This is a genomic window from Flavobacterium calami, from assembly GCF_038290035.1.
Lineage (GTDB): Bacteria > Bacteroidota > Bacteroidia > Flavobacteriales > Flavobacteriaceae > Flavobacterium > Flavobacterium calami.
Map to the genome: position 1 here is coordinate 30,400 of NZ_JBBYHS010000008.1, position 22,358 is coordinate 52,757.

Here is a 22,358-nt window from a genome sequence, read left to right on the forward strand (position 1 = left end):
AGATTTAATTACTGTTCCACGTGAAACATCTTCATTTTCTCTTCTTCCTTTTGTCTCATTAATTGAGCTTCTTCCTCTGACTTATCTTTGTATCCACAGTAATGTAGAATACCATGAGATAATACTCTTTTAAGTTCTTCAGTAAATGAAACATTAAAATCTTTAGCATTGTCTGCAACACGTTCGATAGATACAAAAATATCTCCATTCAACTCGTTGCCAACTGAATAATCAAAACTAATTATATCAGTTAAAGTGTCATGATCTAAATATTCTACATTGATTTTATGAAGATATTCATCATCACAAAATATATAATTGATCTCTCCCTCATTCTTGTTCTCAGAAACAATTACTGCACTTAACCAGTCGCTAAAAGCCTGCTCGTCTCCTAAAGTAAAATCTGTTTCGTAATTAAAATTTATCATTTTGTATTAAAGTATTCCTGAACTTTTTGATTAAAATTCGAGCGCAAAGGTAGTGATTGTCTGTTTAATATCTCAACGCTGTTTAAATATTCCAATAATGAACTTGGTAAAGCATTTGAACGATTGCTGAATTCAGCCTTATTTGTTTCAGATTGTCTTTTCGTATCTTGCCCTTGTTGCTGAACAGCATTGTTTAATTTCCATAGTTCTTGTTGAATATTTAGTATACGCTGTAAGTTCTCATTCTTAAAACCTTTATTTAAAATTTGTTTTTCAGATTGCTTCATCTGATCTATGATAGATCTGCCTTGAGCATCAAAACCTTTCTTTGCTAATTCTTTTTGTAATGCTTCTCTAAGTTTAACTTGCTCTTTATAAATCTCCATAATAGCTTCTGCATCGCCTTCTCCATCGACTCCTTCATTACCATTCTTCTCTCCTTTTCCATTCTTACCATCTTTACCAGAAGAACCTTTATCCCCATTTTTATTTCCTTGACCTTCTTTACCCTGCCCGCTTTGTCCTTGTCCAGACTTTCCATCTTTACCTTCACCAGGTTTATCTCCCTGTTGTTGTCCTGACTTCATTCCTTCTTTCATCTTATCGGCAAGACCTTTTTGTTTCTGAATAATATCTGGCAATTGCATTCCAGGTCCGTCACCAGGTTTTGGTTTTCCAGCTCCTGGTTTAGGCATAGACATCTGCATATTATTTAATAGATCACTCAAGAAATCGGCTAACTTATTAGCAGATGAAACAGCATATTGTTGGTGTGAAACTCCTCTAGGAATTTGAACATCAGTTAAAGTTTCAATTGCTTTGTCCATGTTGTATTGTACGTTTCCAATTTCTTTAGTTACGTCTTCTGCTACCTTTGGGTTACGTAATGAAAGTGCAAACAAACTATCATCAACATGTCTAAACTGTTGTTTCAAATTCTGCTGAATCTTGATGTTCTTTGTAAATGTAGAGGAACCTAATTTCATTGCTTTGAACTGTTTCATCACGTCTTCTTGTGATAAAGAATAAGCTAAAAGATTATCCAGAATCTGACGAAGCATTGCAACATCTTCTTCCATCTGTTCTTGCTCACCGCCTTCCATTTCATTCTGCATTTCCTGAGCCATAGACTTCATTTTCTTTGCCGCACTTTTCTGTTTTGGCTTAGCACTGGAAGTATTCTTTTTACTCAATTCTTCAGAAGCTTTATTAAGATCATTGTCTACTTCTTTCTCTTTAGAAGCATCAGATGGAATATCTAAAGGTTTCTTTAAAGTCTTGTTTTCTTCTTTCAAGTCTTTTAAATCTTCCTGAATCTTATCAAAAGATTTATTGATTTCATCTTGCTTCTCTTTAGTGTTTTCTTTCTCTTTATTAGACAATTGTTCCTGTTGTTCTGATAATTTATTTAGTTTCTCAGCAACTTGTTCTGCTTTCTTAGAAACATAAAAACGTTTGGTTAACTCAACCAATTGCTCTAAATTACGAGATTGGTTCTTACTGATTTGTTTGAACTTTTCCATCTTATCAAACAGTTCTTCACTGTTTAATTTATCGTTTAAGTTCTTCAATTCGTCTAATAATTTCTGATTCTTTTCTAAATCCTTTTGAGCATTATCCAAACGCTTTTGTAAATCTTCAGCAGTTTTATCTTTCTTATCATCCTTAAATTTATCTAAGTTCTGATTCATCTTTTCAGAAAACTGTTTCATCATTTCGTCTTGTTGTTTTTGACGTTTGATAAAATCATTAATCTTCTGCTGGTCTTTAAACTCTAAATTATCTTTTTCTTTTCCGGTATTCTGAAGTTTATCCATCTCTGAAATCTGCTTCGTTTGGTTCTTCAAAGATTTAGATAAACTATTGATGTTTTGATTTTGCTGTTGTAATTCCTGATCCTGAATTTCATCTGTTGTTGCTACACGATCTGAAAATGTAGAAGACTTGGTACTCTTAAATCCATGAGGTGTATCGTTATCAAAAACTTCAAAATAGTATTCATAAGACACTCCTTCTTCTACCGGAAGGTTGCTTGGAAAATTAAAAACAAACTGATCGAATACGCCAGCCTTTACAGGAATGTTTCCACGCTTTGCAGATTGAGGTTTGTTACGCTCGTAGTATACAATTTGTAGTTTTGCTAGTCCGTAATCATCACCCAATCTTCCTAAAATATAGTTTTTATCCAGCTTCAAACTATCTGGTGCAGGACCAACTGATATTGATGGATACTGATCTTTGATTACAGACAGCTGATAATCTAATTTCTCGTAGTTTTTAACCTTATCGTTAGACGTAAGAATTTGATATTCTGTATTTTGACTAATATTTTTAGCCAATTTAAACTCATTTTCTGTTTTATTAAACTTAAATACTTCGTTCTCTCTTTTCCATACCACTTCTTGTGTAGATTTGGTATTCATTTTCCAAGTTACCGTCGTTCCTTCAGGTACAATTGCATTTCCAGTTCCCTGAATTGTTTCTGATTTTTTCTTTAGATAAGAAGGGAAATTCAAAACCATTTCAAAGTTTGCAATTGATGGAACTGTGATTACTTTTAATTCATATTCTTCTGAAACCACTGAATTTCCTTCAAAAGAAAACTGAAGATCTTCAGAAGGTTTTTCAATTTTAAACTCAAACTTTCCAGGTTGAGAAGATTCCATAAAATAGCTTTCATTTCCAATATGAATCATCACATTTTCTGGAACTACGTTTCCAACAGATTCCATTTTGATCACAAAATCTTTATTTTGTTCAGCTTGTAAATTAGAATTCAAAACCACAAACTTGAAAGGTGCTGGTGGTAAAAAAGCAGAATTGAAATGCACTACTCTATTCAAACTTTGAGAAATAATATTGCTATTTCCAGAAATATAAAACACTGCAAAAAGCAAAATTGGAACTAAAGCTAATGGTAAATATTTTTTATTCGCTTTAAAATTGATTGCATTTCCAAAAGGAATTGGTTGTAGTGAATTTGCTTTTTGTTCTATTGAAGCCAAAACCAATTCAGAACTTTCAGCATTATTTTCAGAAGACAATTGTAAAAAGTTCGTCAGCTTATCGCTCACTTCCGTGAAATGATTTCCAATAATTTTTGAAGCCTGAGTATAATCTATTCCCTTATGAAGTTTGAATAATTTGAATAACGGAAACAGAATTAAACGGACTAAAAGGAAAACTTCAACTCCAACAAATAACCAAAACAGAAAAGTTCTTCCAAGAGGTTTCAACCAAAGAAAGTATTCTATAAAAAGCGTAAAAAGAAAATACAACAATCCAAAACCAGTAAAAAGTAATATCCCTTTTATCAATTCGTTGGCATAATATTTCTTAATGAAAGCCTCTAACTTTTGATATATTGCAGATGATGTTTTCAAAATAAATCTGTTTTAATTATAACCTATAAAAGTAGTAATTATAATAATAAGTCTGAAAGCCAAAAGTCGAAAGTCAAAAGTTTAGCACACAGCTTAAAACCTTTCAGACTTTCGACTTTTGGCTTTTGACTAATATTGTATCTTTGCATCAAAATTTTAAACAAATGTCAAAGCAAGTTCGTGTGCGTTTTGCACCAAGTCCGACTGGACCATTACATATTGGCGGAGTTCGTACTGCCCTATTTAATTATTTATTTGCAAAGAAACATAACGGTGTTTTCTATCTGAGAATTGAAGATACAGATCAGACACGTTTTGTTCCAGGTGCAGAGGCTTACATTATGGAAGCGCTGGAATGGTTAGGAATTGCTCCTGAAGAAACGGTTGGAAAAAATGAAAAATTTGGTCCGTACAGACAAAGCGATCGTAAAGATTTGTATCAGCAATATGCAGATCAGCTGATCAATTCGGGCTGGGCATATTATGCTTTTGATACTCCTGAATCTTTAGATGCTCATAGAAAACAGCATGAAGCAGAAGGAAAAACATTTATTTACAATCATACAAACCGTGAAAAACTAGATACTTCGTTAGTAATTTCTGAAGAAGAAACTGCTAAAAGAATTGCAAATGGAGAACATTATGTAATCCGTTTTAAAACTCCGGTTGATGAAACTTTACATTTGAAAGATATTATTCGTGGCGATATTAAGTTTGAAACTAATCTTTTGGATGATAAAGTTTTGTTCAAAAGTGACGGAATGCCAACCTACCATTTAGCCAATATTGTTGATGATCATTTGATGGAAACTTCACATGTAATTCGTGGTGAAGAATGGTTGCCATCTATGCCTCTTCACGTTTTATTATACAAAGCATTTGGTTGGGAAGCTCCAGAATTTGCTCATTTACCTTTGATTTTAAAACCAATTGGAAATGGTAAATTATCAAAAAGAGATGGAGACAAAATGGGATTCCCTGTATTTCCTTTAGAATGGAAAACAGAAGAAGGCGTTTCATCTGGTTATAAACAAGCTGGATATTTTCCTGAAACAATGATAAACTTTCTAGCAATGATAGGCTGGAATGACGGAACAGACAAAGAATTATTTTCATTAGAAGAACTATGTCAAGCATTTGATTTAAATAGAGTGCATAAAGCAGGAGCTCGATTTGATATTGAAAAAGCTAAATGGTTCAATCATCAATATTTAATCAAACGAAATGATGGTGATTTAGTGAAAACCTTCTCTCCTATTTTAGAAGAAAAAGGTATTGATGTTTCTAAATATGATCTTACGAGAATCGTTTCTTTAATTAAAGAAAGAGCCAATTTCGTTTCTGATTTTTGGGAGCTAACAGATTTCTTTTTCCAGGCTCCAACATCTTATGATGAGAAAGCAGGTAAAAACTGGAAAGAAGAAACTCCAACTTTGATGCAGGAATTGATTTCTGTTTTAGAAAATATCGAAGATTTTACTTCTGCAAATATTGAAGCAATTGTAAAAGATTGGTTAACTAAAAATGAAATCGGAATGGGTAAAGTAATGCAACCTTTCCGTTTAAGTTTGGTTGGAGCATTGAAAGGTCCTCACCTATTTGACATTGTTGAAATCATCGGGAAAGAAAAAACTATTTCGAGAATTCAGAAAGCAATTTCTACTTTGTAAAAAATTACCATTAAGATATTAAGTGAATTAAGCTTTTCTTGATGATATAAATAGTATAAAATTTAAGTTTCATAAAGCTGAGCTTTATTCTCTTGACAAAGCTTGACCTTAATTTTCTTAACACCTTAATGGTTCAAAAAAAAGCAAACGCTAAGTAACATCTAATAAATGTACTTAGCGTTTTTTTAATATTTTAAAATTTTAATTTAGAAGAATTTTCGTAATTTACCAGAATCATAAATATAAATCACATAACCATGAGTACAGCATTTATTATCTTTTTAGTATTAGCATTCTTCATTTTCATGTCTTCATTCTTTACAGTAAAACAACAATCCTCTGTAATTATCGAGAGATTTGGAAAATTTCAGAGTGTTAGAAATTCTGGTTTACAACTTAAGATTCCGGTTGTTGACAGAATTGCAGGACGCGTAAATCTTAAAATTCAGCAATTAGATGTTATTATTGAAACCAAAACCAGAGACAATGTTTTTATCAAAATGAAAGTTTCGGTTCAGTTTAAGGTGATTCAGGAAAAAGTATACGATGCTTTTTATAAACTGGAATATCCACACGATCAGATTACGGCTTATGTATTTGATGTGGTTCGTGCCGAAGTTCCTAAACTAAAACTGGACGATGTTTTTGAAAGGAAAGATGATATTGCCATTGCAGTAAAAAGAGAACTGAACGAAGCAATGACAACTTACGGTTATGATATCATCAATACTTTGGTGACTGATATTGATCCGGATATCCAGGTGAAAAATGCAATGAACAGAATCAACGCTGCCGACAGAGAAAAAACCGCAGCTGAATTTGAAGCTGAAAGTTCGAGAATCAGAATCGTTGCAAAAGCAAAAGCTGAAGCAGAAAGTAAACGTTTACAAGGTCAGGGTATTGCAGATCAGCGTCGTGAAATTGCAAGAGGTCTTGTAGAAAGTGTTGAAGTTCTGAATAATGTGGGAATTAATTCTCAGGAAGCTTCTGCCCTAATTGTTGTAACGCAACATTATGATACTTTACAGGCAATTGGAGCTGATGCTAATTCTAATTTGATTTTATTACCAAATTCTCCACAAGCCGGGAGTGATATGCTAAATAATATGGTCGCGTCATTTTCAGCATCAAATCAGGTTGGTGAAATGATGAAGAAACACAATAAAAAAGTAGAAAAACCAAAGCCAATTCAACCCCAATCTGGTTACGAAGACGATGTTCAACCAGATGTTCAACAATAATTATGAAATAAAAAAGAGGCAATTTAGCCTCTTTTTTTGTTAATAAACCAACTTATAATGGAAGTCAAAACTGATGGCAAAATTTTTGGATACGAATTTTTAAAATAATCTGTATAAGATGAAACAAAACCATTTACAATATTTTGCGGTGTGATACTTTCCTTAGTCTTCTGAAAACTCAAAACCAATTTTTGATAATTAATTTCTTTCTCGAGTTTCAGAATTTCCAGATGTCTCTCAATCTCAGCATACGAAGAGTATTTTTTTCTTTCCATAATTAATCGTTAAAAAAGATTTCTGAAAATTTTTCCAAGATTGGCCCTTCAACCATTTTATCTTTGATAAAGAAAAGCAAAATAGTTATAACTAAATAGATTCCTCCAACTGTTAAAAATCCGAGAGCATTACTTTCAAACAAAGAGCCAAAAGCATAAGCTGCAGCAAAAGAACCAAAAATCATAACCATACTGAAACACAACAAAATCAAAGTAAACTTAAAAATCAAAGTTGTCGATTTCATTGCAACCTTGAAACCCCAAAGTTTATAATAAGCCAAATGACTTTCAAGATAAATTTTAACCTTATCCTGAACGTCTTCTGTATTTTCTTTTAAATCTTCAAAAGCCATATATTAGGAGTATTAAAAAGAAACACAAAACTTCCTAAACAAAAGGAATATTTTGTGTTTCATATATTTATTATTTTTGGAGTTTAGCGTTCTGTGCTTTTAGATCAGCTAATTTTGATTCCAGGAAAGTAATTACCTCTTCTGTTTTATAACTTACATTAGAAAGTAAATCATCAAATGTTCCATCAATGTCTTGAGTAGCACCTTTAAATCTCTCACGAAGAACTTCAGAACTGGCTTCAAAAGAATCTTTCAAATTATTTTTTACATCATCAAAACCTTCTTTGAGTTTCGCTCTTGTTTTAGAACCTTTATCCGGAGCCAATAAAATTCCGATTGCTGCACCAACAGCAGCACCTGCTAAAATAGCTGCAATTGCTTTTGAATTACTTGACATAATATAAAATTTTAAGTTGATATATAAAGATACCAATTTTTAATTTTTAAATTACTTAAAATTTCGTTTTTGACCTTCTTTAAATAAAAATAGCAGTTTTATGAACCATTATATATTAATTAGCCTTAAAACTGGTCTAATAGAAGTTAAAAATTAAAATAAAGCTCATAAATAAACAATAATTTTAAAAATGAACACCAAGTCAATTCATTTATAAAAACATCTTAAAAACAATATATGAAGGTTAAATTTAATATATAAAAACTATAATAATATAATTTAAAATAAATTTTATAAATAATAATAAAAAAATTAAACTTTAAAATAATCAATAAGAAAAAATTATAATAATAAAAAATAAGAAAAAACTTTAATTTTAGTTTTTTTAAAACATTTTAGGAAGAAAAAATAAAATAAGTAAAATAAAGACTTTTAATAAACTTAAATAAAAAAGATGAATTTCTGTATCCAATAAATTTTTATTTTATTTTAAAATCAATTTATGTAAGTGAATTATAATCTATAAAAATTATTATTTTTAAAATTTAAATAGTAAATTTATATAATAAAAAAAAGCGCTTATAAAAGCGCTTTTAATAAATTAAATTGATATTACTTCTTAGCTACTTCAGCAAGAATTTCAATTTCTCTTTCAGAAGCATTTTTTGATGGATTTGAATATAATTTGAAAATTTCATCAGAAAACTGATTTCTCAAACTTTCGCTTTCAATATCTCTTAAATTCAAAAGTGCTTTTGATCGCACATAAGTTGATTCACTTTTTAAAGACATTGAATACAATTTCTTAATATCTTCTTCTTCAAAATCAGCAGATTTCCAGTTTGAATATTTCAAAATAAACTGAGAAAACAAAAGTGAAGCCTTATTATTGTTGATATTCTTCTTTAAAGAATTCTGTATCAATGAGAAACTTGAAATATTTTTGATGTTCTCCCCTATCGCACTTTCAATTGCAATTCGTTCAGGTTTTGTTTCAACTTTGAAATATTTGTTGATTTCTTTTAAAGAATTATTAATACTGTTTTCTTCTTTTTTACCCTTTTCTTCCCAGGCATCTTTCAATCCAACAGTTTTGTTAAATACTAATTTTGAAGGAGTTGAGTCTTTATCAACAGTAAAATATCCTAAACGTTGAAATTGAAATTTGTCTTCATTTTGAGCTGTTGCTAAACTTGGTTCAACATATCCTTTTACAATTTCTAACGAATTTGGATTTACAAAATCTAAGAAATTTTTGTCTTTATAACTGTCCGGTGCTTCATCTGTAAACAAACGATCATACAAACGAACTTCTGCTTCAAGAGCATGCTGAATTGAAACCCAATGTAATGTTCCAGACACTTTTCTTTGGCTTGCTTCAGTTCCGCTTCCACTTAAAGAATCGATATCATAAGTCACATGAATTTCTGTAATGTTTCCGTTTGCATCTTTTATAACAGATTCACCTTTAATGATATATGCATTTTTAAGACGAACTTCTTTTCCTAAAGTCAATCGGAAAAATTTAGCTGGAGCTTCTTCTAAAAAGTCTTCTCTTTCGATATATAACTCACGAGAAAAAGGCACTTTTCTGAAACCTGCATTTTCATCTTCCTGATTGTTTTCAGCTTCCAGCCACTCTTCTTTTCCTTCCGGATAATTGATAATTACCAGTTTTACAGGATCTAAAACAGCCATTACACGAGGTGCAATTTTGTTTAAATCTTCACGAATACAAAACTCTAAAACTGATACATTAATTAAATTATCACGTTTTGCAATACCAATTGTATTAGCAAAATTACGCAATGAAGCAGCAGTATAACCGCGTCTTCTTAATCCAGAAATGGTTGACATTCTTGGATCATCCCAACCGTTAACATGCTTTTCTTTAACTAGTTGCTGTAATTTTCTTTTACTAACAACGGTATGTGATAAGTTACGTCTGGCAAATTCTCTTTGTTTTGGACGTATTCTGTTTTCATCTATAATCTGATCTAAAAACCAATCGTATAATTCACGGTGAGGTAAAAATTCCAGTGTGCAAAATGAATGTGAAATGGCTTCTAAATAATCACTTTGTCCATGTGCCCAATCATACATCGGATAGATTTTCCAGGTATCTCCTGTTCTATGATGATGTTTGTGTAAAATCCTGTAAATGATAGGATCACGCATTAACATGTTTGTTGATTTCATGTCAATTTTAGCACGAAGAATATGCGTACCAGCCTCAAATTCACCATTTTTCATTCTTTCGAATAAATCTAAGTTTTCTTCAACAGAACGATTTCTGTACGGGCTATCGGTTCCAGTAGTAGTTGGAGTTCCTTTTTGAATTGCCATTTCTTCAGAAGTCTGGCTGTCAACATACGCTTTATCTTTTTTAATTAATAAAACTGCCCAGTCATACAATTGTTGGAAATAATCTGAAGCATAACATTCTTCTGCCCAGGTATATCCTAACCATTCTACATCTTTTTTAATAGCATCAACAAATTCCTGTTCTTCTTTTTCCGGATTTGTGTCATCAAAGCGTAAATTTACAGGTGACTGATAATCAATTCCTAAACCAAAATTTAATGCAATGGAACTTGCATGTCCAATGTGCAAATAACCATTTGGTTCTGGTGGAAAACGAAAGCGCAATTTAGAATTTGAAAGACCAGATTTCAGATCTTCTTCTATGATTTGTTCAATAAAATTGAGTGATTTATCTTCTGATGCCATTATTTATAGTAATTTTAGCAAATATAAAAAAAAGGTTTCAGGTTTCAGGTTTAAAGTTATTTAAGTGGCACATAACCTGAAACTTTAAACGTGAAACAATATAAAAATGGGAATTATAAAACTAAAAAATATCCGTACTTTTTCTTATCACGGATGTATGATAGAAGAAGGAAAAATTGGATCTGATTACACTGTTGATCTTAAAATTAAAACCAATTTACAGCAATCAGCCCAAACAGATCATCTTTTAGACACTGTTGATTACGTTCATTTAAACAAAATTGTGACTGAAGAAATGGCAATTCGTTCGCATTTATTAGAACATGTAGCCAAAAGAATCAATATTCGCGTACTGGCAGAGATAGCAACTGTAGAAAAAACAACAGTTTGGGTTTCTAAAATAAATCCTCCTATTGGTGGTGATGTTGAGTCAGTTACTATAAAAATGACAGAAATAAGAAAATAATTATTTCAGCTAAAACTGCATTTTTTTAAAATAGTTTATTCGAAACTTTTGAATTTTAAAGATTTTAGTTACTTTTGCCATCCGTTCAAGCAATGGCGTCGTGGCCGAGCGGCTAGGCTGGGCTCTGCAAAAGCTCCTACTCCGGTTCGAATCCGGACGATGCCTCAAAAAGAGATACAGAAATGTGTCTCTTTTTTTTGTGCCTAATTTTTTCACATTCTTGTCATTGAAATGACAAACTAAACTTAAAAAACTTTTCTAACAATCAACTTTGTCAAAGTTTAAAACTTTGACAAAGTTCTAAATCAACACTTATAAACACAAAAAAGCCTCTAAAATTCAGAGGCTTAATTTTATATTTTTGAATTATTAACAAACTATTTTTCTATTCTTTCAAAAGCATTTTTAACCATTTCTTTTTCTTTTGGAAACCAGCCCTGAATCATTAGAGCAATTCCAAAAACCATCAAAACAATACTGATTCCTTTTTTAATTTTTAGAATATTTGTAGGTGTCATTTTAGATTTTAATTGTTTGGCTAATACTATTTTAAGACAATCAACCAATAAATAAGTAACAATTACTGAAGTAAAAAAAGTCATCATTCTGGATGTCTGCATCTGTAATTTTGGTCCGACAGAAATAATAACCGCAAGCCAGAAACCAAGGACTCCAATGTTAATCGCATTGAGGAAAAAGCCTTTTACAAACAAGCTGGTGTAATTTCTTTTAATGATATCCCGGTCAATTTCTTCATCATTTATTTTTTCTTCTTTCTTTAGTTTTATAAAAGAAATGATACCGTAGGCAAACATGATTATTCCACCAAAAATAAAAAGAGCGGGATCATCTTTTAAACTCGAAATCAGTCTGTAACTTCCTAAATAAGCAATTGCTATAAAAAAAACATCACCTAATACTACCCCGAAATCAAAGACTATTGCAGCTCTAAATCCCTTTGTAATACTGGTTTCTAATAGTACAAAAAATACCGGACCAACCATAAAGCTTAAAAAAAGACCCCATGGCAGCCCAGCCAGAATATCATTTATCATCAATATATTTGTTATTTTACTTCTTCAATTTTACCTCCAAAAACTGTTTTTTGGTTGATTTGTTTTGGTTTACCATAAATATAAATAGAGCCTCCTGCGCTCACTTTTGCATCGACAAGGGTAGAAGCATTCACATCTGCTTTTCCGCCCGCAGAAACGCTTACAGTAGTCTGAGAAGTATTTAATTTACTTGCTAACAAATAACCACCTGCTCCTAAACTTGCATCCTGATTTTCTGCTTTTCCTGTCAAAGTAATTGAACCACCTGAAACAGAACTTACCTTTAGTTTATCTACATTTAAATCTGCTTCTATTATTCCCCCTTCCTGGGCACTTACCTTAAATGAAGTAGCTTTAATAGCTTCTGTGCTAACTACTTTTGCACCTTCATTAACATCAATCAGTTCTATATGTTTGTAATACAAAGTAATATCAAGATCATTTCCCGAAAGAAGTTTTGGAAATGGCATTCTCAATTTTAAAATACCATTTTTATTAACAACTTCAACTTCTGCTTCCCTTGCTCCTTTTATAACGATTTTATTTTCATTCGATTCTGATAATTTTACGTGTAATTTATCAAAAACTTTAACGGTATCAAAATCTCCTAACGTTTTGGTAACCTGACCAAAAGATATTTGTATAAATAAAATTGCTGCTCCTATAATTAGCTTTCTCATACTTTTATTTTTAAATTAATGTTTATTCTGCTCTTCTTAAAAAATGGAAATCAAGTTGTTTCTTTACTAAATCAGCATTTTTTACTTTAACATAAATTTCGTCTCCTAATTGTAAAATACTGTTTGATGTAGCGCCAACCAGGGCATATTGCTTTTCATCAAAAGTATAATAATCATCTTTGATTTCTCTGATTCTTACCATTCCTTCGCATTTATTAGAAACGATTTCTACATAAATTCCCCATTCTGTAACTCCTGAAATAACTCCCAAAAATTCTTCGTCCTGATGATCCTGCATGTATTTAACCTGCATGTATTTGATACTATCACGTTCCGCATTTGTTGCCAAACTTTCCATATTAGAACAATGCAGACATTTGGTTTCGTACGTTTCTTCATCTACAGAAGCGCCTCCATCCAGATAATACTGAAGTAATCTGTGTACCATAACATCCGGATAACGACGAATTGGCGATGTAAAATGGCTGTAATAATCAAAAGCTAAACCATAATGCCCAATATTATCTGTCGAATATTTGGCTTTACTCATACTTCTAATAGCAAGAGTATCAATTAAATTTTGCTCTTTTTTACCATTAACTTCTTCCATCAAAGCATTCAATGATTTTGAAATATCGCCTTTGTTTCTGAAATCAATTTTATATCCAAATTTAGCAATTACTGTTGCCATTGCAATTAATTTGTCTTCATTTGGCTCGTCGTGAATACGGTAAACAAAGGTTTTCTTCTGTTTACCAATGTATTCTGCCACTTTTCTGTTGGCCAAAAGCATGAATTCTTCAATCAAATGATTGGCATCTTTTGAAACTTTGAAATATACTCCTTCTGGTTCTCCTTCAGCATCTAAGTTGAATTTTACTTCTACTTTATCAAAAGAAATAGCACCATTCTGCATTCTTTTCTTTCTTAAAATCTTCGCTAATTCATCTAATTTTAAAGTGGCTTCCACAATTTCATCTGAAACCACATAAGATTCTCCGGTAATTGAAATATCAATCGGAATCGTATTGTCTTTTGTTTCAATGATATATTGTGCTTCTTCATAAGCAAATCGCTGATCGGAATAAATTACTGTTCTTCCAAACCATTGGTTGATAACTTGTGAAGTTGGTGAAACTTCGAATACTGCAGAGAACGTATATTTCTCCTCATTTGGGCGAAGCGAACAGGCAAAATTAGATAAAACTTCCGGAAGCATGGGCACTACTCTATCGACCAAATAAACCGAAGTTGCTCGTTGATAGGCTTCATCATCCAGAATTGTTCCTTCTTCCAAATAATGAGAAACATCAGCAATATGAATTCCGATTTCGAAGTTTCCGTTTTCTAACTTTTTGAAAGACAAGGCATCATCAAAATCTTTGGCATCTTTCGGGTCAATCGTAAACGTAAGCGTATCACGCATATCACGACGTTTTGCAATCTCATATTCCTGAATCGAAGTATCTATTTTTTGCGCATACACCTCTACTTCTACCGGAAAATCTGATGGTAAACCATATTCAGCCAAAATAGCGTGAATCTCAGTATTATGTTCTCCAGGTTTTCCTAAAACTCTGATTACAGATCCAAACGGACTATCAGCTCTTTTTGGCCAGTCTTCAATCTTTACTAAAACTACATCTCCGTTTTCTGCTTCACCAATTTTATCTTTTGGAATAAAAATATCCGTATACATTTTAGGATTTGCTGTCGATACAAAAGCAAAATTGGGCTGCATATCAATAACACCTACAAACTCTGTTTTATCTCTTTCGAGAACTTCAATTACTTCACCCTCAGGTCTTTTTCCTTTTCTTCTGTTATACACATAAACCTTTACTTTGTCTTTGTCCAAAGCACGATTCAGATTATTGGTCGGAATAAAAACATCTTCTTCAAACTCATCACAAATAAAATATGCGGTTTTTCTACTCGTCATATCTATTGTTCCTTCGTAATAATCCTGACTGATTGCTTTTACTAAATACTTTCCGGGTTCTGTTTCTATAATTTTTTTGGAAGCAGCAAGAAGTTTTAAATCTTTTATAATCTGGTTTCTGCTTTTTGTATCGTCAAGTTCAAGCTTTGCTGCTATCTGTTTGTAATTAAATGTTTTATTAGCACTTTGCGATAAAATCTTAAGTATTTTTCCAGAGAAATCCTTCTCTTTTTTTATCGGCTTTCTAATTTTCTTACTCATATATCTTTTCTTATAAGGTTTAAAATTACAAATAAGATATCAGATAACAGATTTTAGGAATTAGAATTATTAAAATTATAACTTTAAAAGGTCATTTGTAATTCGTATATTTAACTCTAAACGCATGACAAATTTTAAATAATTCTCTTTCGTATCTCTACTAAAAAAACTTTTATGGAAAGCTTTAAAACGATCGCCATATTCAATTTTGAATACGAAACTGTTGTCCTGAAACATTTGCTGGAACAGGAAGGAATTCCTTATTTTTTTGAAAACGAAATGACGCTATCAGTCGTTCCGTTATATACGACAGCGCTAGGCGGAATCAAACTTAAAGTGCATCCAAACGATTTCGAGCAAGTTCAGGAAATTCTGGATAATCTTAACAATCCTCTCAAAATCGTCTGAAACAATTCAAAACAGAGTCAAATTCAATTCAACAAAATATTTTTTTCCTTTTCAACTTTTTTAGTTTTCAACATATATTAAATACAACAAAAAAGATTTTTAAAAATTTAAAAAAATTTGATGGTTATTATAGTGTGTTAATATGTCGAATAAATTCATTTTTAAAAGTATTGAAATGAAGTTTCTCTTAGTTATTGGGAGTTATCAACATAGTTATTTTTGGTTAAATGATTAATTTATAAGACTTTTTGTATTTTAATTAACAACGGTTGACAACCAAAAATGAATTCATTTTGTAGATAAGTTGATATGTTGATTTCTGTTGAAAATGGTATTTTTGATATTGATAACTTTTCCAAAAATTCATGAAACTTTTCTTGCATATTTAATTCCAGTTTTGGATTAAGTATTTTTTTGAAACAACCAAAAAAAACTTCTAATTTTCTTTTCGAACTTATTAACATTTCCTGTTAACTTAAAGTTAATTGAATATCAACGAATTACGAACGACTATTAACACCTTAAAATTTTAACAAATATTATGTTTATTCTTTATTGATTATGAGATACTTATGAAGTTATTAAAATTGTTAATAACCATATAAGAGTTTGATTTATATATAGTTGTGAATTATATACGAATTCGAAATTTTTTTAAATAGTATGTTAATAGAAGTTATAGATTTTTAAAATTTTTTAATATTCGTGAATTTGTGACGAAAATATAGATTTTCCTTTCTAAAAAGATTTACTTCCGTATTCTTTAATTAAATTTGCACAACACAACTTAATAGTATTTAAAATGAAAATTTCGATAGGAAACGATCACGCAGGACCGGAGTATAAAAAAGCAATTGTTGCAATGCTTGAAGCAAAAGGGTATGAAGTAACTAACTATGGTACTGATAATGAAGTTTCTGTAGATTATCCTGACTTTGGACATCCTGTTGCGACTGATGTATCTGAAGGAAAAGCTGATTTTGGAATCGTAATCTGCGGAAGCGGTAACGGAATAGCAATGACTGTTAATAAACATCCGAAAGTAAGAGCCGGATTATGCTGGACTAAAGAAATTGCAGTTTTGGTTCGTTTACATAACGATGCTAACATTATAAGTATTCCGGCACGTTTTACATCAATTGCACAAGCGGTTGAAATGGTTGAAACTTTTTTATCTACTGAATTTGAGGGTGGAAGACATCAAAACAGAGTGAATAAAATTGCTTGTTCATAAAAAAGTCAAAAAAATTCGGTGCTTCGCACCATATATAAACACACCGGGCAGATTTTTTAATTTGTCCGGTTTTTATTTAATTACCTATAATTCAATATATTAAAAATGTTTTTAAAAGCATTTTGTTGAGTTATCAACAATGTTAATATCTACTTTTTGTAATTCATAAAGGCAGTTATAAGTGCTGCCTGAATTGCTAAAATCAGCAAAAACTTCACAATAAAAGAAGTTTTACTCGTTTTATGTCTGAATAATAACATCGCTGTTAATAACCCTGGAGAGCCTCCGGTTAAAGCCATGAGAAACAATGTGTTTTCAGGAATCCGTCTATTATTTTTTCGAGCCTGAAACTTGTCATATCCGGCGAAGACAAAAGCGAGAACATTTATAAATAAAAAATAGAGTAATAAAACTTCCATTGGCTTAAAATTAAAAACAAAGATATTATTTTAGCCATATTATAAGACCATTTGAAATAGAGTTAAAAATGGAAATAATTATCAGATTTTCTAATTGACACATTATCTCATTCATACAATGACAAACATTCAATTCATTGCCAAGTCTGTTCAGGCGCCCGCAGTCAGTATTCAAAACACAGTAAAATTATTAGCAGAAGATTGTACAATTCCGTTTATTTCGCGTTACCGAAAAGACGCAACAGGAAACCTTGATGAAACGGTTATTGAGCAGATTGCCAAACTTCAAAAAGATTATGATACACTTATAAAACGTAAAGAAGCTGTTTTAAAATCTATTGAAGAACAAAAAGCGCTTACACCAGAATTGAAGAAAAAAATTGAAGAAAGCTTTGATTTACAAGAAATCGAGGATTTTTACCTTCCATACAAAAAGAAGAAAAAAACAAAGGCTGATGTAGCCAGAGAATTTGGTTTAGAGCCTTTAGCTAAACTGATTATATCTGAAAGTGATGCTGATATCGATTTTATTTCGACACAATACATCAATGAAAATGTGATTAACGAAGAAGCTGCTATTCAGGGTGCAAGAGATATTGTAGCCGAATGGATTAACGAGAATATTTATGTTCGTAAACAGCTTCGTAGATTATTTCAGCGAAAAGCGACCATTGCTACAAAAGTGGTAAAAAAGAAAGCCGAAGAAGAAGGCGCACAAAAATTCAGTCAGTATTTTGATTGGGAAGAACCATTGACAAAAGCGCCGGCGCACCGTTTACTGGCGATGCTGCGTGCAGAAAATGAAGGTTTTATCAAAATGAAAATTGATGTTGATATAGATGAAGCTTACGATATTATTGACGAAATCATTATTAAAAAACAAAATAATACCACAGCTCATTTGCAATTAGCGATTGAAGACAGTTACAAACGCTTACTGAATCCGGCAATTGGAAATGAAACGTTGCAGGAAGCCAAAGCAAAAGCTGATGCTAACTCAATTCAGGTTTTTGCCAACAATTTAGGACAGCTTTTATTGGCACCGCCGTTGGGAGAAAAAAGAATCTTAGCGATTGATCCGGGATTCAGAAGCGGTTGTAAAGTTGTCTGTCTCGACGAAAAAGGCGATTTATTATACAACGAAACCATTTATCCCCATGCGCCTCAAAATGAGGAAACAATGGCGATCAAGAAAATCCGTTCGATGGTCAATGCATATCAGATTGATGCTATTTCGATAGGAAACGGAACTGCTTCAAGAGAAACCGAATTTTTCATCAAAAAAATTGCATTTGATAAACCGATACAGGTTTTTATAGTTTCAGAAGCTGGAGCTTCGGTATATTCGGCTTCTAAAATTGCGAGAGAAGAATTTCCTAATTATGATGTAACCGTTCGTGGTTCGGTTTCTATCGGAAGACGACTTTCAGATCCACTGGCCGAATTGGTGAAAATCGACCCAAAAGCGATTGGAGTAGGGCAGTACCAGCATGATGTTGACCAGACTAAACTAAAAGAGGAACTGGATAATACCGTAATTCGCTGCGTGAACTCGGTTGGGATTAATATCAACACAGCGAGTAAACATTTACTAAGTTATGTGAGTGGAATAGGAGAGAAGCTGGCTGAAAACATTGTACAATACCGTTCTGAAAACGGACCTTTTGAAGACAGAAAACAGCTAAAAAAAGTACCTCGATTGGGTGATAAAGCCTATCAGCAGGGTGCGGCGTTTATCAGAATTACAAATGCTAAAAATCCGCTGGACAATTCGGCGGTACATCCGGAGGCTTATCCGGTTGTGGAGAAGATGGCGAAAGATTTGAATATTTCTTTGAATGATTTAATTGCGAATAAAGAGAAAACAGCCCTTATTAAGCCCGAAAAGTACGTAACACCTGAAATTGGTTTATTGACGCTGAAAGATATCATAAAAGAGCTTGAAAAGCCCGGATTGGACCCAAGAAAGTCTGCAAAGGTTTTTGAGTTTGATGCCAATGTAAAATCGATCAAAGATTTGAAAACCGGAATGATTTTACCGGGAATTGTGAATAACATTACCAACTTTGGCTGTTTTGTTGACATCGGAATCAAGGAAAGCGGACTGGTTCATATTTCACAGCTAAAAGCCGGTTTTGTGAGCGATGTAAATGAAGTGGTAAAATTGCATCAGCATGTTGATGTGAAGGTTACTGAGGTTGATGAAGACAGAAAGAGAATTCAGTTAACGATGATATTGTAGAAAATCCCAAATTCCAAAAACTGGAATATTAGATAAAAAAACTCTCAAATTACAGTTGTAGCTTGGGAGTTTTCTTTTAAATAATTCTCCCAATACTATATATTTGTAAGAAATCATTAAACCCCAATCCATGAAAAAAATAATTTTAATTGCAATTACTGTTCTATTTTCAGTCAGTGGACATGCAAAATACTATAAAGCTATTTTATATTTAGCAGATGGAAGTCCAAAAACTGGTTTAGCAAAACTAGTTGAAGATACCGAATCTAAAGTTTATTTTAAAACAGAGGAAAACGCAAAAACTGAAAAAATTTCCAGTACTGAAATCAGTAAAATCGTTTATACATATGAATCAGGTCAAATAATTACAATGGAATATTTGTATCTGACTGGTTTAAATGTTTTTTCCGGAAAGTTTTCTAAATCTAAAAACAAATATTGGTTTAATATTATTTATGATAAGGAGTTCAAAATTGGTAAAAGATATGACAAGGGAAGTAGTAAAACTAATAATTTTAGATCCGCCAATTCATCTTATTTCTTTGAGAAGAAAGGAAATGATCATTTAGTATTTGGTTATAATTCTATGGGAAATGTTGTGAAATCACAAGGAACAGATGCAAGAATAAAAAAAATGAGTAAAGAAGTATTTAGAGATTGTCCAAAGATTAGTGAAGCAATTGAAAAAGAAACATTTACCACAGATAATGCATTAAACCAAATAATTGAAATTTTTGATAAGTTTCAAAATTGTAAATAAAAATATTTTGATATAAATTTTAAACTCCAAAATCACGGAATAGTGGTTTGGGAGTTTCTGTTTATTTTTTCAAAAATATATCTTACCAAAACTATACATTTGTAAGGAATCATTAAATCCCCAAATCATGAAAAAAATTATTTTAATTGCGATTGCAGTTTTATTTTCGACTATTGGTCATGCTAAATTTATTAAGGCCATTTTGTATATGGAAGATGGAACCAAAAAAGCAGGTTTAGCAGAATTGGTAGAAAGTGGTGACTCTAAAGTAGTTTTCAAAACAGATGAAAAAGCCAAAAAAGAAAAAATTGCAAGTGCCGAAATCAAAAAAATAGAATTCACAGATGATGACAAAAATGAGTTTTTAGCCGAAAGACTGTATTTAACATCTGCAAATGCTTTTACCGGAAAATTTTCTAAATCAAAAGAGAAAAAATGGTTTTATATTATTTATGACAGAGACATAAAAGTAGGTTGTGTAGATTTTGCAGGAACGATGCAATACAATCCTTCAAAAGGTAAAACTTCAGGGCAATTTGGCGATACGACGTATTATTTTGGAAAGAAAAAAGGAGATGAATTGTATTTTGGTTTTTTAAAATCCAGCGCAGGTATAGCTGTACATACGCAGACAGGTTCCAATATCAAAAAAATGTCGAAAGAAGCTTTTGCAGGATGTCCGAAATTGATTACGGCTATTGAGAAAGAAGATTTTAAAACTAAAACAGCATTAGAACAGCTGATTGGTATTTTTGAAAGAAACAAGTGCAAGTAAGAATATCTACAATACAAAAACTCCCAAATTACAACTTGTAGTTTGGGAGTTTTAGTTTAAGGGTTATTTTAGAATCACTTTTTTGGTGACAGTTTTAGTGCCGTTTGAAATTTTTATCAGATACAAACCAGAGGATTGATTAGCCAGATTAATTTCGGTATTTTCAGCAGATGCTTTTTGCTCTGAAATAAGATTTCCTTGCGGAGAGAAAACTGTAATTAATGAATTTTCAGGAGCCAGAACAGTAAATTTATCTGCACTCGGATTTGGGTAAAGTGATACTGTAGATTCTTCGATATCAAACTGATCATTTGATAAAGTAGCACTTGGAGGCAAATAAAAATTCCCTGTTAATAAAAATGAATATAATGTTTTTAGTGTGTGATTAAAGTAATTGTCAGGTTCGTTGATGCTTTTTAAATCGTTATAAGAAGCATCTAAGTGATTCTGATTTTCTCCAGCCATTGCTGCGCAGGCAAAAGCACCCACAAAAGGAGCGTTGTGGTATTGTCCAATTAGTGTTCCATTTTGATTGTAACCATCTTTGATATTTGTCGTTCCACCAAGAGTTACTCTAACAAAATCTGAAGATTTTTTGGAATACGTTTTTGCTTCCGGAGTTCCATACCATAAATAATCAACAGCAATTCTCCAAGGCGTTCTGCATGCGTCATAGTTATAGGTTTTACCGGCATTTACATATCCTCTTGGTTGCGCTTCTGGTGAATAATTTCCAGAACCATCACACCAGTCAGAAACTAATCCGCCAACTGCGTTATTTAGAGTTAAATTATTATTGATTATCGTATAAGCTTTGGAAGCAACAGCATTCCAAAAAGCGGTATCATTTGTAAAAGCACCAAAAGCTCTGTAATAAGCAGGAGAAAAATAGGAAGGATTGGTAATTGAGCTTCCTCCAAAAGCATCTCCCGGTTTTAGTACAAAAGTATTGGCTTCTATTTCATGGGTTTTGATGGTAGTGATTAAAGTTTTAGCATCATTTTTATAATTAATTGTTCCGGTGCTACCCCATTGATAATCGGCAACAATTAAAGCAAATGCAGCGTCAAGCTCGGCATCGGTAGCACCGTTTTGACCATCGACTACGTTACAGCCGTTAATTTTCCAGTTCATAACGCCATTACTGTTAACATTATCTTTATAATACAGCCAGAATCCGTCAAAAAGTGTTTTGTCAGCTGAATAAACGCTTAAAAGCATTCCGTAAGCAATACCTTCAGAAACTGTTTGCCAGGAATTGAATTTTACTCTGTATCTGCCATTAGAACATTCTTCGACAAAATTTGCTTTCCAGGTATCATAATTAGTTTTAGCATCCTGACTGTTTTTTGAGGTTGCCATTAAGCCATTATTAAAAACAATATTGGCAGGGAAGGGTTTTGTTTGTGAATAATTTTCGATACATAGAAAAATACTCACCAATAGAAATAGGTTTTTCATATTTATATAAATTTAGGGACGATAAAAGTAAGATTTTTTATATAAATAAAAAAACACAACTGAAATTCCGATTTCATTTTTAGTTATGCCAGAATCTGTTATGAATTAATGAAGGATAACTCAATGATTATTTAAGGCATTTTTAGAAATCATTTATGTATACTAAATAAGGTAAAAA

Annotated in this window: 19 protein-coding genes and 1 tRNA gene; 9 read left to right on the forward strand and 11 right to left on the reverse strand. The window is 31.8% G+C overall.

Going from position 1 to position 22,358, the window contains the following annotated elements:
• Nucleotides 1-8: 8 nt before the first annotated feature.
• Nucleotides 9-428 carry an rRNA maturation RNase YbeY gene (ybeY, locus tag AAEO57_RS08465; protein ID WP_341691562.1) on the reverse strand — a complete coding sequence of 140 codons (420 nt, stop codon included), beginning with the start codon at nucleotides 426-428 and terminating at the stop codon, nucleotides 9-11.
• Entirely contained in the window at nucleotides 425-3,811 is a 3,387-nt protein-coding gene (locus AAEO57_RS08470; protein ID WP_341691564.1) for a hypothetical protein, read from the reverse strand. The genes ybeY and AAEO57_RS08470 overlap by 4 nt, the downstream gene beginning before the upstream one ends.
• A 164-nt stretch (nucleotides 3,812-3,975) precedes the next feature.
• On the opposite strand from AAEO57_RS08470, the gene gltX reads away from it, so the two are divergent.
• On the forward strand, nucleotides 3,976-5,481 hold the full coding sequence (gltX, locus tag AAEO57_RS08475) for a glutamate--tRNA ligase (RefSeq protein ID WP_341691566.1): 1,506 nt from the start codon (nucleotides 3,976-3,978) through the stop codon (nucleotides 5,479-5,481).
• A 257-nt stretch (nucleotides 5,482-5,738) separates the two neighbouring features.
• On the forward strand, nucleotides 5,739-6,722 hold the full coding sequence (locus tag AAEO57_RS08480) for an SPFH domain-containing protein (protein ID WP_341691568.1): 984 nt from the start codon (nucleotides 5,739-5,741) through the stop codon (nucleotides 6,720-6,722).
• A gap of 23 nt (nucleotides 6,723-6,745) precedes the next feature.
• On the opposite strand, the gene AAEO57_RS08485 is transcribed toward AAEO57_RS08480, so the two are convergent.
• From AAEO57_RS08485 to AAEO57_RS08500, 4 genes are all read right to left on the reverse strand, one after another.
• The gene (locus AAEO57_RS08485) at nucleotides 6,746-6,997 is read right to left on the reverse strand and encodes a DUF6327 family protein (protein WP_341691570.1); all 252 of its coding nucleotides are present in this window, start codon (nucleotides 6,995-6,997) and stop codon (nucleotides 6,746-6,748) included.
• A gap of 2 nt (nucleotides 6,998-6,999) precedes the next feature.
• Nucleotides 7,000-7,350, reverse strand: a complete 351-nt coding sequence (locus AAEO57_RS08490; RefSeq protein WP_341691572.1) for a competence protein — start codon at nucleotides 7,348-7,350, stop codon at nucleotides 7,000-7,002.
• Between the two features lie 70 nt (nucleotides 7,351-7,420).
• The gene (locus AAEO57_RS08495) at nucleotides 7,421-7,747 is read right to left on the reverse strand and encodes a YtxH domain-containing protein (protein ID WP_341691574.1); all 327 of its coding nucleotides are present in this window, start codon (nucleotides 7,745-7,747) and stop codon (nucleotides 7,421-7,423) included.
• A gap of 612 nt (nucleotides 7,748-8,359) precedes the next feature.
• The gene (locus AAEO57_RS08500) at nucleotides 8,360-10,477 is read right to left on the reverse strand and encodes a glutamine--tRNA ligase/YqeY domain fusion protein (RefSeq protein WP_341691576.1); all 2,118 of its coding nucleotides are present in this window, start codon (nucleotides 10,475-10,477) and stop codon (nucleotides 8,360-8,362) included.
• Nucleotides 10,478-10,583: 106 nt separating this feature from the next.
• Between AAEO57_RS08500 and folB the strand changes: the two genes are divergently transcribed.
• Complete coding sequence (gene folB / locus AAEO57_RS08505; protein WP_341691578.1) at nucleotides 10,584-10,943, forward strand: dihydroneopterin aldolase; 360 nt, start codon at nucleotides 10,584-10,586, stop codon at nucleotides 10,941-10,943.
• Between the two features lie 94 nt (nucleotides 10,944-11,037).
• Nucleotides 11,038-11,108 (forward strand) — tRNA-Cys (locus AAEO57_RS08510).
• Between the two features lie 212 nt (nucleotides 11,109-11,320).
• On the opposite strand, the gene AAEO57_RS08515 is transcribed toward AAEO57_RS08510, so the two are convergent.
• Genes AAEO57_RS08515 through rnr form a run of 3 tightly spaced genes read right to left on the reverse strand, consistent with a single transcriptional unit; the run spans nucleotide 11,321 to nucleotide 14,881 of the window.
• On the reverse strand, nucleotides 11,321-11,998 hold the full coding sequence (locus AAEO57_RS08515; RefSeq protein WP_341691580.1) for a LysE family translocator: 678 nt from the start codon (nucleotides 11,996-11,998) through the stop codon (nucleotides 11,321-11,323).
• 11 nt (nucleotides 11,999-12,009) lie between these two features.
• Nucleotides 12,010-12,678: a head GIN domain-containing protein gene (locus AAEO57_RS08520; protein WP_341691582.1), complete on the reverse strand. Its 669-nt coding sequence runs from the start codon at nucleotides 12,676-12,678 to the stop codon at nucleotides 12,010-12,012.
• 22 nt (nucleotides 12,679-12,700) lie between these two features.
• Nucleotides 12,701-14,881, reverse strand: a complete 2,181-nt coding sequence (gene rnr / locus AAEO57_RS08525; protein WP_341691584.1) for a ribonuclease R — start codon at nucleotides 14,879-14,881, stop codon at nucleotides 12,701-12,703.
• A 174-nt stretch (nucleotides 14,882-15,055) separates the two neighbouring features.
• On the opposite strand from rnr, the gene AAEO57_RS08530 reads away from it, so the two are divergent.
• A complete protein-coding gene (locus AAEO57_RS08530; protein WP_341691586.1) occupies nucleotides 15,056-15,289 on the forward strand; it encodes a putative signal transducing protein in 234 nt (77 codons plus the stop codon).
• Between the two features lie 802 nt (nucleotides 15,290-16,091).
• A complete protein-coding gene (locus AAEO57_RS08535; RefSeq protein ID WP_341691588.1) occupies nucleotides 16,092-16,523 on the forward strand; it encodes an RpiB/LacA/LacB family sugar-phosphate isomerase in 432 nt (143 codons plus the stop codon).
• A 149-nt stretch (nucleotides 16,524-16,672) separates the two neighbouring features.
• Here AAEO57_RS08535 and AAEO57_RS08540 read toward each other — a convergent pair whose 3' ends face one another.
• Nucleotides 16,673-16,942 carry a DUF1294 domain-containing protein gene (locus AAEO57_RS08540; RefSeq protein WP_341691591.1) on the reverse strand — a complete coding sequence of 90 codons (270 nt, stop codon included), beginning with the start codon at nucleotides 16,940-16,942 and terminating at the stop codon, nucleotides 16,673-16,675.
• 118 nt (nucleotides 16,943-17,060) lie between these two features.
• Between AAEO57_RS08540 and AAEO57_RS08545 the strand changes: the two genes are divergently transcribed.
• The 3 genes from AAEO57_RS08545 (at nucleotide 17,061) to AAEO57_RS08555 (ending at nucleotide 20,719) form a co-directional block, all read left to right on the forward strand.
• Nucleotides 17,061-19,184 carry a Tex family protein gene (locus tag AAEO57_RS08545; protein ID WP_341691593.1) on the forward strand — a complete coding sequence of 708 codons (2,124 nt, stop codon included), beginning with the start codon at nucleotides 17,061-17,063 and terminating at the stop codon, nucleotides 19,182-19,184.
• Between the two features lie 130 nt (nucleotides 19,185-19,314).
• Entirely contained in the window at nucleotides 19,315-19,944 is a 630-nt protein-coding gene (locus AAEO57_RS08550) for a hypothetical protein (protein WP_341691595.1), read from the forward strand.
• 127 nt (nucleotides 19,945-20,071) lie between these two features.
• Entirely contained in the window at nucleotides 20,072-20,719 is a 648-nt protein-coding gene (locus tag AAEO57_RS08555; RefSeq protein WP_341691597.1) for a hypothetical protein, read from the forward strand.
• 63 nt (nucleotides 20,720-20,782) lie between these two features.
• Here the strand turns inward: AAEO57_RS08555 and AAEO57_RS08560 are convergent, their stop codons facing one another.
• The gene (locus AAEO57_RS08560) at nucleotides 20,783-22,180 is read right to left on the reverse strand and encodes a glycosyl hydrolase family 8 (protein WP_341691599.1); all 1,398 of its coding nucleotides are present in this window, start codon (nucleotides 22,178-22,180) and stop codon (nucleotides 20,783-20,785) included.
• Nucleotides 22,181-22,358: the final 178 nt, after the last annotated feature.

Coding starts and splice junctions, on each gene's coding strand:
- ybeY (WP_341691562.1), bottom strand. CDS start 428: ATGATAAATTTTAATTACGAAACAGATTTTACTTTAGGAGACGAGCAG.
- gltX (WP_341691566.1), top strand. CDS start 3,976: ATGTCAAAGCAAGTTCGTGTGCGTTTTGCACCAAGTCCGACTGGACCA.
- AAEO57_RS08480 (WP_341691568.1), top strand. CDS start 5,739: ATGAGTACAGCATTTATTATCTTTTTAGTATTAGCATTCTTCATTTTC.
- AAEO57_RS08485 (WP_341691570.1), bottom strand. CDS start 6,997: ATGGAAAGAAAAAAATACTCTTCGTATGCTGAGATTGAGAGACATCTG.
- AAEO57_RS08490 (WP_341691572.1), bottom strand. CDS start 7,350: ATGGCTTTTGAAGATTTAAAAGAAAATACAGAAGACGTTCAGGATAAG.
- AAEO57_RS08495 (WP_341691574.1), bottom strand. CDS start 7,747: ATGTCAAGTAATTCAAAAGCAATTGCAGCTATTTTAGCAGGTGCTGCT.
- AAEO57_RS08500 (WP_341691576.1), bottom strand. CDS start 10,477: ATGGCATCAGAAGATAAATCACTCAATTTTATTGAACAAATCATAGAA.
- folB (WP_341691578.1), top strand. CDS start 10,584: ATGGGAATTATAAAACTAAAAAATATCCGTACTTTTTCTTATCACGGA.
- AAEO57_RS08515 (WP_341691580.1), bottom strand. CDS start 11,998: ATGATAAATGATATTCTGGCTGGGCTGCCATGGGGTCTTTTTTTAAGC.
- AAEO57_RS08520 (WP_341691582.1), bottom strand. CDS start 12,678: ATGAGAAAGCTAATTATAGGAGCAGCAATTTTATTTATACAAATATCT.
- rnr (WP_341691584.1), bottom strand. CDS start 14,881: ATGAGTAAGAAAATTAGAAAGCCGATAAAAAAAGAGAAGGATTTCTCT.
- AAEO57_RS08530 (WP_341691586.1), top strand. CDS start 15,056: ATGGAAAGCTTTAAAACGATCGCCATATTCAATTTTGAATACGAAACT.
- AAEO57_RS08535 (WP_341691588.1), top strand. CDS start 16,092: ATGAAAATTTCGATAGGAAACGATCACGCAGGACCGGAGTATAAAAAA.
- AAEO57_RS08540 (WP_341691591.1), bottom strand. CDS start 16,942: ATGGAAGTTTTATTACTCTATTTTTTATTTATAAATGTTCTCGCTTTT.
- AAEO57_RS08545 (WP_341691593.1), top strand. CDS start 17,061: ATGACAAACATTCAATTCATTGCCAAGTCTGTTCAGGCGCCCGCAGTC.
- AAEO57_RS08550 (WP_341691595.1), top strand. CDS start 19,315: ATGAAAAAAATAATTTTAATTGCAATTACTGTTCTATTTTCAGTCAGT.
- AAEO57_RS08555 (WP_341691597.1), top strand. CDS start 20,072: ATGAAAAAAATTATTTTAATTGCGATTGCAGTTTTATTTTCGACTATT.
- AAEO57_RS08560 (WP_341691599.1), bottom strand. CDS start 22,180: ATGAAAAACCTATTTCTATTGGTGAGTATTTTTCTATGTATCGAAAAT.